Annotated in this window: 15 protein-coding genes; 7 read left to right on the top strand and 8 right to left on the bottom strand. The window is 74.5% G+C overall.

Annotated elements, in window-relative coordinates:
• Positions 1–128: 128 nt before the first annotated feature.
• Positions 129–1,199, top strand: coding sequence for a LacI family DNA-binding transcriptional regulator (locus ACIBBF_RS03985; RefSeq protein ID WP_397410744.1), 1,071 nt, complete (start codon positions 129–131; stop codon positions 1,197–1,199).
• Between the two features lie 254 nt (positions 1,200–1,453).
• Here the strand turns inward: ACIBBF_RS03985 and ACIBBF_RS03990 are convergent, their stop codons facing one another.
• The gene (locus tag ACIBBF_RS03990; protein WP_397410746.1) at positions 1,454–2,317 is read right to left on the bottom strand and encodes a helix-turn-helix transcriptional regulator; all 864 of its coding nucleotides are present in this window, start codon (positions 2,315–2,317) and stop codon (positions 1,454–1,456) included.
• A gap of 185 nt (positions 2,318–2,502) precedes the next feature.
• Here ACIBBF_RS03990 and ACIBBF_RS03995 point away from each other — a divergent pair, with 185 nt between their 5' ends.
• Both ACIBBF_RS03995 and ACIBBF_RS04000 read left to right on the top strand, forming a co-directional pair.
• Positions 2,503–3,525: a zinc-dependent alcohol dehydrogenase family protein gene (locus ACIBBF_RS03995; protein ID WP_397410748.1), complete on the top strand. Its 1,023-nt coding sequence runs from the start codon at positions 2,503–2,505 to the stop codon at positions 3,523–3,525.
• 26 nt (positions 3,526–3,551) lie between these two features.
• Positions 3,552–4,217: an SDR family NAD(P)-dependent oxidoreductase gene (locus ACIBBF_RS04000; protein WP_397410750.1), complete on the top strand. Its 666-nt coding sequence runs from the start codon at positions 3,552–3,554 to the stop codon at positions 4,215–4,217.
• A gap of 17 nt (positions 4,218–4,234) precedes the next feature.
• Here the strand turns inward: ACIBBF_RS04000 and ACIBBF_RS04005 are convergent, their stop codons facing one another.
• From ACIBBF_RS04005 to ACIBBF_RS04020, 4 genes are all read right to left on the bottom strand, one after another.
• The gene (locus ACIBBF_RS04005) at positions 4,235–4,627 is read right to left on the bottom strand and encodes a winged helix-turn-helix transcriptional regulator (protein ID WP_397410752.1); all 393 of its coding nucleotides are present in this window, start codon (positions 4,625–4,627) and stop codon (positions 4,235–4,237) included.
• Between the two features lie 10 nt (positions 4,628–4,637).
• Complete coding sequence (locus ACIBBF_RS04010; protein WP_397410754.1) at positions 4,638–5,381, bottom strand: alpha/beta fold hydrolase; 744 nt, start codon at positions 5,379–5,381, stop codon at positions 4,638–4,640.
• A gap of 109 nt (positions 5,382–5,490) precedes the next feature.
• A complete protein-coding gene (locus tag ACIBBF_RS04015; RefSeq protein ID WP_397410756.1) occupies positions 5,491–6,798 on the bottom strand; it encodes a sensor histidine kinase in 1,308 nt (435 codons plus the stop codon).
• On the bottom strand, positions 6,795–7,511 hold the full coding sequence (locus ACIBBF_RS04020) for a response regulator transcription factor (protein ID WP_397410758.1): 717 nt from the start codon (positions 7,509–7,511) through the stop codon (positions 6,795–6,797). The genes ACIBBF_RS04015 and ACIBBF_RS04020 overlap by 4 nt, the downstream gene beginning before the upstream one ends.
• Positions 7,512–7,626: 115 nt before the next feature.
• On the opposite strand from ACIBBF_RS04020, the gene ACIBBF_RS04025 reads away from it, so the two are divergent.
• From ACIBBF_RS04025 to ACIBBF_RS04040, 4 genes are read left to right on the top strand one after another with little or no spacing between them, the layout of a single operon-like run.
• Positions 7,627–8,673 carry an AAA family ATPase gene (locus ACIBBF_RS04025; RefSeq protein WP_397410760.1) on the top strand — a complete coding sequence of 349 codons (1,047 nt, stop codon included), beginning with the start codon at positions 7,627–7,629 and terminating at the stop codon, positions 8,671–8,673.
• The gene (locus tag ACIBBF_RS04030) at positions 8,670–9,587 is read left to right on the top strand and encodes a DUF58 domain-containing protein (RefSeq protein WP_397410762.1); all 918 of its coding nucleotides are present in this window, start codon (positions 8,670–8,672) and stop codon (positions 9,585–9,587) included. The genes ACIBBF_RS04025 and ACIBBF_RS04030 overlap by 4 nt, the downstream gene beginning before the upstream one ends.
• Positions 9,584–10,630: a VWA domain-containing protein gene (locus ACIBBF_RS04035; protein ID WP_397410763.1), complete on the top strand. Its 1,047-nt coding sequence runs from the start codon at positions 9,584–9,586 to the stop codon at positions 10,628–10,630. Before ACIBBF_RS04030 ends, ACIBBF_RS04035 begins: the two co-directional genes overlap by 4 nt.
• A 60-nt stretch (positions 10,631–10,690) precedes the next feature.
• The gene (locus tag ACIBBF_RS04040) at positions 10,691–11,620 is read left to right on the top strand and encodes a S1C family serine protease (RefSeq protein ID WP_397410765.1); all 930 of its coding nucleotides are present in this window, start codon (positions 10,691–10,693) and stop codon (positions 11,618–11,620) included.
• Here ACIBBF_RS04040 and ACIBBF_RS04045 read toward each other — a convergent pair.
• The 3 genes from ACIBBF_RS04045 to ACIBBF_RS04055 all read right to left on the bottom strand — a co-directional run bounded on the left by ACIBBF_RS04045 (position 11,604) and on the right by ACIBBF_RS04055 (position 13,901).
• On the bottom strand, positions 11,604–12,491 hold the full coding sequence (locus ACIBBF_RS04045) for an SDR family NAD(P)-dependent oxidoreductase (protein ID WP_397410767.1): 888 nt from the start codon (positions 12,489–12,491) through the stop codon (positions 11,604–11,606). The genes ACIBBF_RS04040 and ACIBBF_RS04045 overlap by 17 nt on opposite strands.
• A gap of 76 nt (positions 12,492–12,567) precedes the next feature.
• Positions 12,568–13,446: a sigma-70 family RNA polymerase sigma factor gene (locus tag ACIBBF_RS04050; RefSeq protein ID WP_397410769.1), complete on the bottom strand. Its 879-nt coding sequence runs from the start codon at positions 13,444–13,446 to the stop codon at positions 12,568–12,570.
• An 80-nt stretch (positions 13,447–13,526) separates the two neighbouring features.
• Positions 13,527–13,901 (bottom strand): DoxX family protein, encoded by a 375-nt coding sequence (locus ACIBBF_RS04055; protein ID WP_397410771.1) that lies wholly within the window; start codon positions 13,899–13,901, stop codon positions 13,527–13,529.
• Positions 13,902–13,937 lie beyond the last annotated feature (36 nt).

Below are 13,937 nucleotides of genomic sequence, written 5' to 3' on the forward strand. Positions count from 1 at the left end.
TCTACCTCCTTGTAGAGCGAAAGGATCGTAGAGCGATCTACACTCCGACGAATGAATCCTTTCAGTCCGCTCACGCTAGCGAGGGGCCTGTAGGGTGTCAACCGATCTACAGAATCGGGAACAGAGCCGTGACCTCGCAGCCCCGGGCCGCACGGGAACCCGCCTCCGGGGCGGGTCCGCGCCCCTCCACCATCCAGGACGTCGCCCGCGAGGCGGGCGTCTCCCGGGCGGCCGTCTCCAAGGTGATCCGCAACGCCTACGGCGTCAGCGAGCACATGCGCACGCAGGTCGAGGCGGCGATCGACCGCCTCGGGTACCGGCCGCGGGTCGCCGCGCGGGCGATGCGCGGGGCCAGCTTCACGCTCGGCTTCGAGGTACCCCAGGTCGGCAACGACTTCCTGACGATGATCGTCGACGGCGCCACCGAGGCACTGTCCGCCACCCCGTACCAGATGATCATCGCCCCGCTCGGCCGGGACCAGAAGAGCGACGTGGCGATCAACAGCCTTGCGGACCGCCAGGTGGACGGCATCGTGGCCATCTCCCCCCGCGTCGACCCGGCCTGGCTCGACCGGATCGCCGAGCACACGCCCCTGGTGATGATCGGCCGGCACGACCGGTCCGACCGCTACGACACGATCACCGGCGACGACCGCTCGGGCGCCGACCAGGTGATGACGCACCTGCTGGAGCTCGGCCACCGCCGGATCACCCACCTGACCATCCACCCGTCCCGGCCGGAGCCGCCGTGGGCGGGTCAGGCGGGCGACGAGCCCCACGTCGCGCGCACCACCGTCTACCGGGAGCGGATGCTCGCCGCAGGCCTCGGACCGTCGGTGGTGCACACCCTGTTCGACGGCTCCGAGGCGCACGCCGCGACCCGTGCGCTGCTCGCCTCCCCCGAGCCGCCCACCGCGATCTTCGCGGGCAACGACACCCTGGCGATCGGTGTGCTCAGCGCCGTCGCGGAGGCGGGCCTCGACGCGCGCGACGTGTCGGTGGTGGGCTACGACGACGTCCCGATCGCCCGGCACCCCCTCGTCTCGCTGACCAGCGTGGACCAGAGCGGCACCACCCTGGGCCGCGAGGCGGTGCGGCTGCTGCTAGAACGGCTGGCGGGGCGCACCGAACCCGTGCGGTACGAGGCACCCGCCGTGCTGCACGTGCGACGTTCGAGCGCGGCGCCGCGCGAGCCCTGAACGGTGCCGGGCCGACCGCGGGACCGTGGCATTCGGTCACCTGCCCGGACCTCGCGTGAGAACTCGGTCGCTTGCCTCGAGATCGGTCGGTTGAGCGACCGATCTCGAGGCAGCGGACCGATCACGCACCAGCCCGGCGGGCAGGGGACCGACCACACACCAGCCCGGCAGGACAACCGACCGACCACACACCAGCCCGGCAGGACAACCGACCGACCACACACCGCGAACGCGGCCCGTGGCACGCCCAGGGCTCAGGCCGGGGCGTGCTCCGCCGACCAGGACGCGAGCAGGCGCAGCCCCTCCGCCGACGGCGAGCCTGGCTCGGCCGTGTAGACGAGCATGACCTGGCCCGGCTCGGCGGTCAGCGCGAACTCCTCGAAGACGAGGGTCAGCTCGCCCACCACCGGGTGCCGGAACCGCTTGGTGCCGCTGCCGTGGGTGCGGACGTCGTGCGCGGCCCAGAGCCTGCGGAACAGCTCGCTGCGCGTCGACAGCTCGCCCACGAGGTCCTGGATGCCCTTGTCGTGCGGGTCGCGCCCGGCCTCGGCCCGGATGATGGCCACGCACATCTGGGCGAACCGGTCCCACTCCGGGTAGAACTCGCGGGCCGCGGGGTCCAGGAACTGGAAGCGGGCGAAGTTCGGCGTGCGGCCGCCGTCACCGATCAGCGGTGAGTAGAAGGCGCGCCCCAGCGCGTTGGCCGCCACGAGGTCCTGGCGCTGGTCGCGTACCACGGCCACGGAGTCCGTCATGGAGTCGAGCGCCCACTGCAGGCTGGACCGCGGCGGTCCCGGACGGGCAGCCCGGCGGCGGCTGCGCCCCGACGACGGGATGCCGTCGGCGGCGCGCGCCAGGTCGAGCAGGTGGGCGTGCTCGGCGTCGTCGAGGTGCAGGGCGCGGGACAGCGCGTCCAGGACGGCCGCCGAGGCACCGCCGAGTGCGCCACGTTCCAGCTTCGCGTAGTACTCCACGCTGACGCCGGCGAGCGCGGCCACCTCGCTGCGGCGCAGGCCCGCGACCCGGCGGTGCGTGCCCGCGGGCAGCCCTGCCGCCTCCGGCGTGAGCCGGGCGCGGCGGGTCATGAGGAACTCGCGCACCTCTGCTCGGTTGTCCATGCCCCCAGGCTAGGTCGGATGCCCCGGCCCGGGGGTGCCCTGTCGGTACACCCCACGCCAGGGACTCCCTGTCCCGGCGACCGGGACGAACACTGAGGAGGTGCCGCCCACCAGGCGGCCTGGCGTCCCGGTGCGATCACCGGAGCAGATCATCGGAGCAGGTCTCCGGAGCAAGGAGCACCACCATGCGTGGAGTAGTCATGCACGCCCCCGGCGACGTCCGCGTCGAGGACCGCGCGGACGCGACGATCGTCGAGCCCACCGACGCGGTCATCCGGGTCACCGCGGCCTGCATCTGCGGGTCGGACCTGTGGCCCTACCGCGGGGTCGAGGCCCTGGACGGTCCGACGCCGATGGGCCACGAGTACGTCGGCGTGGTCGAGCAGATCGGGGACGAGGTGCGGGACATCAAGGTCGGCGACTTCGTCGTCGGCTCGTTCGTCGCCTCCGACAACACCTGTGAGATCTGCCAGGCGGGCTACCAGTCCCGCTGCATCCACCACGTGATGATGGGCTCGGTGGGCACCCAGGCCCAGCTCGCGCGCATCCCGCTGGCCGACGGCACCCTCGTGCCCACGCCAGGTGCGCCCGACGCCGACCTGGTTCCGTCGCTGCTCGCCGCCTCCGACGTGCTCGGCACCGGCTGGTTCGCGGCCGTGGCCGCCGAGGCGGGGCCGGGCAGGACCATCGCGGTGGTCGGCGACGGCGCCGTCGGCCTCTCCGCCGTGCTGGCCGCGAAGCAGCTCGGCGCGGAGCGGATCATCGTGTTCAGCCGCCACCCCGACCGGCAGGCGCTGGCCCGCGAGTTCGGGGCCACCGACGTCGTCGAGGAGCGCGGCCGCGAGGGCGCCGCGCGGGTCAAGGAGCTCACCGGCGGGTACGGCGCGCACGGCGTCGTCGAGGCCGTCGGCACCGAGGAGTCGATGTGGCAGGCCATCTGGTCGGCCCGGCCCGGCGGGTACGTCGGGTACGTCGGCGTCACGCACGGCGTCACGCTCGACGGCCTGAAGCTCTTCTTCACCGGCGTGCACCTGCACGGCGGCCCCGCGCCCGTGCGCCGGTTCCTGCCCGAGCTGATCCAGCTCATCTGGGACCGGAAGATCGACCCGGGCAAGGTCTTCGACCTCACCGTCCCCCTGGAGGACGCCGCCAAGGGCTACCAGGCCATGGACGAGCGGCGCGCCACCAAGGTGCTGCTCACCCTCTGACCTTCTCATCCTTCTGGAGGACCATCATGACCACCATCGCCATCGTCGGCGCGGGCCCGGGCCTGGGCGCCGCCGTCGCGCGGAAGTTCGGCGCCGAGGGCTTCGACATCGCGCTCGTCGCCCGGAACCAGGAGCGGCTCGACGCCCTGGCCGCCGGCCTGCGGGACGGCGGCGCCACCGCCCGCGGGTACGCGGCCGACGTCCGCGACCCGCGGTCCCTGGCCGCGGCCCTCGACCGGTCCGCGCAGGACCTGAGCCCGATCGAGGTGCTGGAGTACAGCCCGATCCCGCAGCGGGAGTTCCTGCGGCCCGTCCTGGAGACGACCGCCGACGACCTGACGGCCGCGGTGGAGTTCTCCGTGCTCGGCCCGGTCACCGCCGTCCGGCAGGTGCTGCCGGGCATGCGTGCGCTCGGGCGGGGCACCGTGCTGTTCGTCAACGGCGGCTCGGGAGCCCGCCCGAACCCGCGGGTCGCCGGGACCTCGATCGCCTTCGCCGGCGAGAGCGCCTACGCCTCGATGCTGCACGACGTGCTGGCGCCCGAGGGCATCCACGTCGCCCAGCTCATCATCCCGGGCGCGATCACGCCGGGGCACGCGACCAACGACCCGGCCACACTGGCGGGCACCCTGTGGGGCATGCACACCGGGCGGAGCGACTTCCGGGTGTTCTCGGAGGAGCTGCCGGCCTGAGTCCGGGCGTCCTGGGATCACCCGGCGGACCCGGCCGACTCCCGGCCCGCCCCTCGCCCGGCTTCGTCCAGGTGCTCGGCGACAGCGGCTCCGTGGAGCCGGGCCCAGTCCGTCAGTGCCCCGATCGGCTCCACGAGGGTCCGGCCGAGGTCGGTCAGCGTGTACTCGACCCGTGGTGGTGCCTCGCGGTAGGCCTCCCGCTCGACCAGGCCGTACCGCGCCAGCCGCCGGAGCGTCTGGGTGAGCACCTTGCGGGAGATCCCGCCGATCTGCTCGACCAGCTCGCCGTGCCGGTAGGTGCGCCGGCTGAGCGCGAAGAGCACGACGACCGACCACTTGTCGGCGATGATCTCGATCGCCAGCCGCGTCGGACAGTCTGCGAGGAAGACGTCGGCTTCGGGAGCACGCATGGTCGAGACGCTAGACCAGCCCCGTCAGGAGGTCGGTGAGCTCCGCGGGAACGGTGACCATGCAGTCGTGCCCGCTGCGGAGCTCCAGGACCCGCGCCGGCTCGCCGTTGGGCTGCACCGCGGGCACGGGGCGCCGTTCGATGCCCTCCACCTCGGACCCCACGCAGTGGATGTGCGCACGAGGGACGCGGGCCAGCGCCGGGTTGCTCTGGTCCACGCGCTCGACGAAGCAGGACACCGACTCGTCACCCAGGATGCCTCGGAGCCAGGCCACGTCCTGCGGGTCGGTCACACCGAACAGCCCGGCCGGCGCGGGGAGCTCCGGGAGCGGCGGGATGCGCCACGGCGTGGCGCTCCGGGCCGCCGCGTCGATCATCTGCTGGGCGGCCGGCATGACGTCGACGGCGCTCTCGCCGTGCTCGGGCACCATGGCGTCGACGTACACCAACCGCGCGATGCGCTCCGGGATGCGGTTGGCGACCGCCGAGATCACCATGCCCGCGTAGCTGTGGCCGACGAGCACGACCCGGGACAGGTCCTTGCCCAGGACGAGCCCGACGACGTCGTCCGCGTGCGTGGTGAGGTTCACCTCGGGCCCGAGCCGGTCGGCGGTCTCACCGTGCCCGGTGAGGGTGGGCGCGTGGACGACATGCCCACGCGCCTCCAGCAGCGGCACCACCCGGTCCCAGCAGGTGCCGTCGTGCCAGGCCCCGTGGACCAGGACGAAGGTGGTCGAGGACGCGTTGTTCTCCATGGCCAGGACCCTACGGACCCGACGGTTACCTGCCGGTACCCGTCGGGTGCGCTCGGCGCTTCGCGGGCCCGACGACGGCGGTGGCCCCACCTGCGATGCGGCCGGCCGATCAGGCTTCCAGCGGGTCCCCGCCCGGCGGCGTGTTCGCGCGGTTCGTCGCGCGGTCCAGGGTGCGGTCCGGGAGCCAGATGGTGAACGTGCTGCCCCCGGGTCCGTGGTCGCTGTGCCGCAGGTGGCCGTCGTGGCTCTCGGCGACCTGGCGCGCGATGGCCAGGCCGAGCCCGGAGCCGTCCGGCCGCTCCCCCGAGGCGTCGTCGGAACCGTTCGCGCCCCGGTAGAACCGGTCGAAGATCCGGTCCCGGGCCTCGGGCGGGACGCCCGGGCCCTCGTCGGCGACGGCGACCCACGCCCAGCCCTGGCGGCTGCCCACGCCGACCGTGATCACGCTCTCGCCGGGGGCCAGCCGCACCGCGTTGGACAGGAGGTTGTCCACGGCCCGGGCCAGGGCGTTCGCGTCGCCGTAGGCGACCGGCCCGGGATGGGTGCGCTCCGCGATGGTCACCCCGCGCCGGCCGGCCACCGCGCGGTTCTCGCGGACGGCGCCCACGGCGAGCGCCGCCAGGTCCACCTCCTGGTCGGTGAAGGCCTCCGACCGCAGCCGTGCGGTCGCGAGCAGGTCCTCCAGCAGCCGGGACATCCGGCCGGTCGCCGCGAGCACGACGGCGGACGCCTCGGCCCGCTGCGCCCGGTCGGCCTGGTCGTCGGCGAGCACGGCCTCGACGTTGGCCTGCACCACCGTCACGGGGTTGCGCAGCTCGTGGGAGACGTCCTCGATCAGCCGGCGTTCCGCGCTGAAGGCCCGGTCGAGGCGGTCGAGCATCCCGTCGATGGTGTCGGCCAGGGTGCGCAGCTCGTCGTGCGGCCCGGTCGCGCCGATCCGGCGGGACAGGTCGGTGGCGCCGATCTCCTGCGCGGTGCGCGTGATCGCCTCCACCGGCCGCAGCGCACGACCGGCCACCCACCAGCCCACGACGACGCTGAGCAGGAACATCACCGCGAGCGCCACGGCCGAGTAGTCGCGCAGGGTCTGCAGCGCCGTGTAGTTGACGGCGTGCTGCACGGTATCGAGGTCGGCGGCCTGGAACTGCTCGCCGGGCCGGTAGGCGATGCTGCCGTCGGGCTTCTTCTCGAACCGCTTGACGGTGACCGGGTCCAGCGGCGCGGCCACCATGGTCCGGGACAGGGCGAGGTAGACGCCCGCGAGGATGAGCGCGGTGATGCCGAAGAGCGTCGCGGAGTAGGTCACGGCGAGCCGCATCCGCACGGTCCGCGCCCATCCGGGCAGCCGCGGCCGTACGCGGCGGGCGGACGGCGCCGTGCCGGGCCCGGCCCCGCAGTCGTCGTCGTCGTGCCTCATGCCGGGACGCCCTCGACGGACGCGGGCAGCTCGCGCAGCCGGTACCCGCGTCCGATGAGGGTCTCCAGCGCGGGCTCCTCGCCGTCGAGGGTCAGCTTGCGGCGCAGCGTGCCGACGGTGACGCGCACCGTCTGGGTGAACGGGTCGGCGTTCTCGTCCCAGACGTGCTCCAGCAGCTCCTCGGCCGGCACCACGTACGCGGGGCGGCTCATCAGGTAGCGCAGCACCGCGAACTCCTTGCGGGTGAGCGCGAGCTCGCGGGTGCCGCGCCAGGCGAGCTGCCGGGCGGCGTCGAGCCGGATGGGGCCGTGCGTGAGCACCGCGGCGACCTCGCGTGCCTCGCGGCGCAGCAGCGCGCGGATCCGGGCGGAGAGCTCGATGATCGCGAAGGGCTTGACCAGGTAGTCGTCGGCGCCGACGTCGAGCCCCGTGACGCGGTCGGTCAGCCGACCGCGGGCGGTGAGCATGAGGATGCGCGGCGGGTCGCCCTCGGCGAGCGGCACCTGGCCGGCGCGGACGGCGCGGGTCAGGTCGAAGCCGGTGCCGTCGGGCAGCGTGACGTCCAGGAGCACGAGGTCGTACGGGTTGAGGGCGAGCTTGTCCCGCGCCTCCGCGACCGTCCGCGCGTGGTCGACGGCGTAGCCCTCCCGGCGCAGCGCCACCTCCAGGGCGCTCACCAGGCCCGCCTCGTCCTCCACGATCAGCAGCCGCACAGCAGCACCGTAACCGCCCGGCGCCGCGTCTGACAGGCCCTGCCGGTCCACCCTTTCGGTCGGCTTTCGCTCGGGTTTCCCGCAGTTTTCCCCGGCCTCGGGTGGAGTCGGTGCCATGGACGACCACAGACCCGCCACCCAGGACATCCCCGCCGTCGCCAAGCATCCGCCGCTGCGCCCGCCCGCCGCTCTGCTCGAACGCGCGCTGTTCGAGGTCAAACGGGTGATCGTGGGCCAGGACCACATGGTCGAGCGGATCATGATCGGCCTGCTCTCGCGCGGGCACGTGCTGCTGGAGGGCGTGCCCGGCGTCGCCAAGACGCTCGCGGTGCGCACCCTGGCGACCGTGGTCGGCGGATCGTTCGCCCGACTCCAGTTCACCCCCGACCTCATGCCGTCGGACATCGTCGGCACCCGGGTCTGGAAGCCGTCGCGGGAGGACTTCGACGTCGAGCTCGGCCCCGTGTTCGCCAACCTGGTACTCGCCGACGAGATCAACCGCGCGCCGGCGAAGGTGCAGTCGGCCCTGCTGGAGGCCATGGCCGAGCGACAGGTCAGCATCGGCGGCCGCACGTATGCCCTGCCCGACCCGTTCCTGGTGCTGGCCACGCAGAACCCGATCGAGAGCGACGGCGTCTACGCCCTGCCGGAGGCGCAGCGCGACCGGTTCCTCCTCAAGGTCGACGTCGACCACGCCGACGAGCTGGAGGAGCTCACGATCGTGCAGCGCATGAGCACGGCTCCCCCGCGCCCGGAACCGCTCCTCGACGCTCCCACGGTGCGCCAGCTCCAGCAGGAGGCCGACCAGGTCTTCGTGCACCACGCGGTCGCGCAGTACGCCGTGACGGTCGTGCTCGCCACCCGTCACCCGCACCGGTACGGCCTGCACCACCTCGACGGGGTGCTGGAGTACGGGGTCAGCGCGCGCGGCACCCTCGGCCTGATCGCGGCGGGCCGGGCGCTGGCCCTCGTCCGCGGGCGGGACTACGTGCTGCCGTCCGACCTGGCCGACCTGGCGCGCGACGTGCTGGCCCACCGGCTGGTGCTGACGTTCGACGCCGCGGCCGACGGCGTGGACCCGCGCACGGTGGTGGACGCCGTCCTGGCGGCCGTGGCCCAGCCGCGCGTGGCGCCCGCCGAGGAGGAGGTGATCGTGCGATGACCGACGCCGCGCGCCGGTTCCGCCGCCTGGACCTGACCGTACGGCGCCGGGTCGACGGCCTGCTGCAGGGCGACGTCGACGGCGACGCCCTGGGGCCCGGCACCGACCCCGAGGAGCTCACGCTCTACCGGCCCGGCGGGGACGTGCGGCGGATCGACTGGAACGTCACGGCCCGTACCGGTGCACCGCACCTGTGGCGGACCCGTGCCCAGCACGAGCTGGAGACGTGGCTGCTGCTGGACCGCAGCCCCAGCATGGCGTTCGGCACCGCGCTCACCGAGAAGGCCGACGTGGCCGAGGAGGTGGCGGCCGCCGTCGGCCTCCTCACCGCGGGCGCCGGCAACCGCGTCGGCGTCGGCCTGCTCGACGCCGCCGGGCTGCACTGGCTGGCGCCGCGGCCCGGGCACGCCGCCGCGGCCGCGCTGACCCGGCTCGCCGCCGCCCCGCGCGAGGGCGGCGTCCCGGTGCCGCTCGCGGACGCCCTGCGCGGGCTCGGGGCGCGGGCCCGGCGCCGCGGGCTGTGCGTCGTGGTCACCGACCTGGTGGTGCCGGACGGGCGCATCGAGCGCCCGTTCGAGTGGGAGGGGCCGCTGCGCCGGCTGACCGCGCGGCACGACGTCCTCGTGGTCGAGGTCGACGACCCGCGCGAGCGGGAGCTGCCGGACGTGGGCGAGGCCGTCCTCGTGGACCCCGAGACCGGCGCGCAGCGCGAGGTCTCCACCTCCGACCCGGAGCTGCGGCTCGCCTACGCCATGGTCGCGGCCCGGCACCGGGACCAGACCGCCGCGGCCGTGCGCGCCTGCCGGGCCGAGCACGTGCGGGTTGCCACCGACCAGGACTGGACGGTGGCGCTGGCCCGGTTCGTCCGGGACCGCGGCCGCACCCACCGACGACGCACCCGGAGGACCCGATGACCTTCACCAGCCCCCTGTTCCTGCTGGCCCTCGTGCCGGTGGCCGCCCTGGCCGTCGCGTACATGGTGCTGCGCCGACGGCGCACGCGCTACGCGGTGCGGTTCGCGACGCTGCCGATGCTCGACCGGGTCGCGCCCGTCCGGCCCCGCTGGCGCCGTCACCTGGCCACCGCCCTGGTGCTGCTCGCGCTGGCCGCCTTCGCCACGGCGGCCGCCGGACCGCAGATGCGCCTGCGGGTGCCGTACGAGCAGGCGACGGTGATCGTGGCCCTCGACGTGTCCGGGTCCATGGAGGCGCAGGACGTGCCGCCCGACCGGCTGACCGCGGCGAAGGCGGCCGCCGTCGAGTTCGTCCGCGACCTTCCGGAGACCGTCCAGGTGGGTGCCGTCGCGTTCGCCGGCGACGCCACCCTGGTCGCCCCCGTCACGGACGACCGCGCCCTGGTGGAGAACGCCATCGGCTCCCTGGAGGCCGACGGCGCCACGGCCATCGGCGAGGCGGTGTTCACCGCAGCCGGCGAGGTGCTCCGGCAGGCGGCGGCCAGCGCCCCGGCCGACCCGGCGGGCGGCACCCCTGGCGACACGACGCGCGGCGCGACGGGCGGCGCGACGGGCGGCGACCCGGCCGACGACGTCGGCGCGGTGCCGGCCGACCCGATCCCGGCCCGGCTCGTCCTGCTCTCCGACGGGTTCAACACCGCCGGCCGCAGCCCTGCCGACTCCGTGCGGGCGGCCCTGGAGGCGCAGATGCCCGTCTCCACGATCGCGTACGGCACGCCCGGCGGGGTGATCGGGAACGGGGTGCGCACCCAGTCGGCGCCCGCCGACGCCGACTCGCTGCGCCGCCTCGCAGAGGAGACCGGCGGGCACTTCTACAGCGCCGAGAGCGGGGCCGAGCTGGACCAGGTCTACGAGGACATCGGCTCGTCGATCGGCTGGCGCACCGAGACCACGCTCGTCACCACACCGCTGATCCTGCTCGGCCTCGGCCTCGCGGTCGTCGCCACGGCGCTGTCCCTGCGCTGGTTCTCCCGGCTGGTCTGAGCCGTTTTCTCCCGGCTGGTCTGACCCGTTCGACCTGGTCCCGTTCGAAGGAGCGCTCCCGTGCCGCACCCCGATTCCCCCGCCCCCGTCCCGCCCGCCGGCCTGGGCCGCCCGGCCGGACCACGCCACTTCGTGCTCGGCGCCCCGGCGGCACCACGTCCGGCGCCGGACGACGTCCCGGCCCGGCGGTCGCCCACGGCGTCCGCACCGTCCGCACCCGCCGCGCCCGCCGTGACCACCGGCCCGCCGCCGGACCGGCCGGCCTCGAACGCGCCCCGCCGTCAGCGTCCCCTGCTGGCACTGGCCACGGCCCTGGCCCTGGGCGCCCTGTTCGGGTCCGCGACGACCGGCGTGGTGACGGGCCTCGCCGTCGGCCCGGACGAGGCGCCGCCGCCCGCCGCGGACCAGGGCACCGGCCTGACCACGACAAGCGCCGCCCAGCGCGTGCTGCCCAGCGTGGTGCAGGTCCGGGCAGGGTCGCGTGGCGGTTCCGGCGTGGTCGTCGACGACAGCCACGTGGTGACCAACGGCCACGTGGTGGTCGGCAGCACCAGCGTCGAGCTGATGCTCGACGACGGCCGCACGGTCGCCGGGCGGGTGCTCGGGGCCGACGAACGCAACGACATCGCCGTCGTCGAGGCCGACCTCGGGCCCACGCCCGCCGCGGCGCTCGGCAGCAGCGCGGCGCTGCGCATCGGCGACCCGGTGATCGCCGTCGGCTCCCCGCTCGGGCTGACGGGCAGCGTGACGGCGGGCGTGGTGAGCGCCGTCGACCGTAGTGCGGGCGGCTTCCCCGGGCCGATGGTGCAGACCGACGCCTCCATCAACCAGGGCAACTCCGGCGGCCCGCTGGTCGACCTGCGCGGTCGTGTGGTGGGCATCAACACGGCCATCGCCACGATGGGCGGCTCGGGCAGCATCGGCATCGGGTTCGCCGTGCCCATCGACCGCGCGGCCGACGTCGCCGACCGCATCATCCGCGGGTCGTGACGCCTCCGGCCACGGGCTCGGACCCCGGCGCGGGCACAGGCAACCCCTGCGCCCGTGCCGACAGGTCCTGCCAGTCCGCCCACGTCCGGAGCCGGTCCGCGTAGACCTTCTGCAGCAGCCCGTGGAAGCCCTGGCCGAACAGCACCCGCAGGGGCGGGTGCTCGGCGTCGACGAGGGTGAGGAGTGCCTGCGCGGCGGCGGCCGGGTCGCCCGCCGGCTGGTCCCGGGTGAACTCGGCCAGGCGACGGCGCAGCCCGTCGTAGGCCGGGTCCGGCGCGGAGACGTGCCCGTTGTCGAGCGGGTCCGGGTTCTTGCCGCCCCGTGTGGCGTACCCACCGGGCTCGACGATGGTCACCTTGATCCCGAACTCGGCGACCTCCTGCGCGAGCGACTCGTTCAGGGCCTCCAGCGACCACTTGGACACGTGGTAGGCGGCCCCCAGCGGCATGGCCAGGAGACCGGCCGCCGACGACATCTGGACGATGTGCCCGCCGCGCTGCTCCCGCAGGTACGGCAGCGCGGCCTGGACCACCCAGAGCGCCCCGAACACGTTGGTCTCGAGCTGGTCGCGCACCTCCTGCTCCGTCAGCTCCTCGACGGCGCCGACCTGCGCGTACCCCGCGTTGTTCACCACGACGTCGAGGCGGCCGAAGCGCTCGTGCGCCCGCCGTACGCCGGCGTGGACGGCGTCCCGGTCGGTCACGTCGAGCCCGAGCGGCAGCAGCGCGTCGCCGTGGGCCGCGACCAGGTCGTCCAGGGTCGACGTGTCCCGGGCTGCGGCGGCCACCCTGTCGCCCCGGGCGAGCGCGGCCTCCACGAAGGCGCGGCCCAGGCCGCGCGACGTACCGGTGACGAACCAGGTCCTGGTCATGATGTGCTCCCGTCCTGCGGTGGATGCTCCGTACACCCAGACGACGGCGGGGCGGGCGAGAAGGTAACAGCGGGCGTCACGCGGGCGTGGCCGGGAGGTCGACGGCCAGCCCGTGCGGGTCGAGCACCGACACCATCTCCACGATGCGCCCGTGCTCGACGGTGCACGACATCACGGCCTGCGCCGTGCCGTTCGGGCCCCAGACCACGATGCCCGGCTCGCCGTTGACCAGGACGCGGCGTGCGGTCGCCCGCGCGTGCACGGCCTGCTGCGCCTTGGCGGCCACCTCGGTCGCCCCGATCCGGATCACCACACCGTGCGGCGTGTGCGCACGCCAGACCACGTCGGGGTCGAGCACGCGCAGCAGCCCGGCGAAGTCGCCGTCGCGCGCTGCGGCCAGGAACGCGTCGACCGCGGCGCGCTGCCGTTCGCGTGCGCCGCGGGACCGCTCGACACCGCGCACCTTGCGGCGCGCACGGCTCGCGGTCATCTTCGCCGCGTCCGTGGACTTGCCCAGGATCGAGCCGACCTCGTCGAACGGCAGCCCGAAGACGTCGTGCAGCACGAAGGCCAGCCGCTCGTCGGGGCCGAGGCTGTCGAGCACCACGAGCAGCGCCAGGCCGACCGAGTCGGCCAGCAGGGCGTCCTGCTCGGGTGTGCCGGCGTCGTCCTCGGTCACCACGAGCTCCGACAGCGGCTCGTCGTGCGGCACGGCGGGCCGGGCCCGGCGCGCACGGAGCATGTCGAGGCACACCCGGCTCACCACCGTGGTCAGCCATGCGGCCAGGTTGTCGATCGTGGCCGGGTCCTGGCCGGACAGACGCAGCCACGCCTCCTGCACCGCGTCCTCGGCGTCGGTGGGCGAGCCCAGGATGCGGCGCGCCGCAGCGACGAGCCGTCCTCTCTCCTCCTGGAACGCCGCGGCCACGGCGTCCTGGGCACGGGATCCGGTCATGCGAGCACCTCTCTCGGGTGGGTGACGTCACCCCGTACGACGGTCGGCACCCGGCGAAGGTAACGACGGGCACCGACCGGTCACAGCGGCACCACGAAGAACCTCCCCCAGGCGACGAACGCCGCGAGCGCCAGGTAACCCGCCGTCAGAAGCACGAGCCGGGGCTGACCGAGCCGACCGTGGGTGATCATCGCACCGACCATGAGCACCACCCAGCACACGGCGGTCACCGGCACCAGGACGGGCGCGACGTCGAGCACCGCGGGCAGGACCAGGCCCACGGCAGCCAGCAGCTCGAGCACCCCGAGCGCCTTGACGAAGCCGGTGCTCGCGCGGGACGTCCAGCTCGCGGGGTGCGCGTCCAGCCTCGCCTTGGGGAAGAACGTCTTGCTGGTGCCGCCCAGCAGCGCCACCGCCGCCAGCAGCCCGGTGGCGATCCAGAGGGTCAGGTTCACGAGGCTTCTCTCCTTGGTCGGACGGGGCGCCGGCCG

Origin of the sequence: Promicromonospora sp. NPDC050880, from assembly GCF_044456525.1 — a bacterium.
Classification (GTDB): domain Bacteria; phylum Actinomycetota; class Actinomycetes; order Actinomycetales; family Cellulomonadaceae; genus Promicromonospora.

Excerpts from the sequence above, each read along its gene's own strand:
- ACIBBF_RS03990 (WP_397410746.1), bottom strand. The coding sequence starts at position 2,317 with ATGGACAACCGAGCAGAGGTGCGCGAGTTCCTCATGACCCGCCGCGCC.
- ACIBBF_RS03995 (WP_397410748.1), top strand. The coding sequence starts at position 2,503 with ATGCGTGGAGTAGTCATGCACGCCCCCGGCGACGTCCGCGTCGAGGAC.
- ACIBBF_RS04000 (WP_397410750.1), top strand. The coding sequence starts at position 3,552 with ATGACCACCATCGCCATCGTCGGCGCGGGCCCGGGCCTGGGCGCCGCC.
- ACIBBF_RS04005 (WP_397410752.1), bottom strand. The coding sequence starts at position 4,627 with ATGCGTGCTCCCGAAGCCGACGTCTTCCTCGCAGACTGTCCGACGCGG.
- ACIBBF_RS04010 (WP_397410754.1), bottom strand. The coding sequence starts at position 5,381 with ATGGAGAACAACGCGTCCTCGACCACCTTCGTCCTGGTCCACGGGGCC.
- ACIBBF_RS04015 (WP_397410756.1), bottom strand. The coding sequence starts at position 6,798 with ATGAGGCACGACGACGACGACTGCGGGGCCGGGCCCGGCACGGCGCCG.
- ACIBBF_RS04025 (WP_397410760.1), top strand. The coding sequence starts at position 7,627 with ATGGACGACCACAGACCCGCCACCCAGGACATCCCCGCCGTCGCCAAG.
- ACIBBF_RS04030 (WP_397410762.1), top strand. The coding sequence starts at position 8,670 with ATGACCGACGCCGCGCGCCGGTTCCGCCGCCTGGACCTGACCGTACGG.
- ACIBBF_RS04035 (WP_397410763.1), top strand. The coding sequence starts at position 9,584 with ATGACCTTCACCAGCCCCCTGTTCCTGCTGGCCCTCGTGCCGGTGGCC.
- ACIBBF_RS04045 (WP_397410767.1), bottom strand. The coding sequence starts at position 12,491 with ATGACCAGGACCTGGTTCGTCACCGGTACGTCGCGCGGCCTGGGCCGC.
- ACIBBF_RS04050 (WP_397410769.1), bottom strand. The coding sequence starts at position 13,446 with ATGACCGGATCCCGTGCCCAGGACGCCGTGGCCGCGGCGTTCCAGGAG.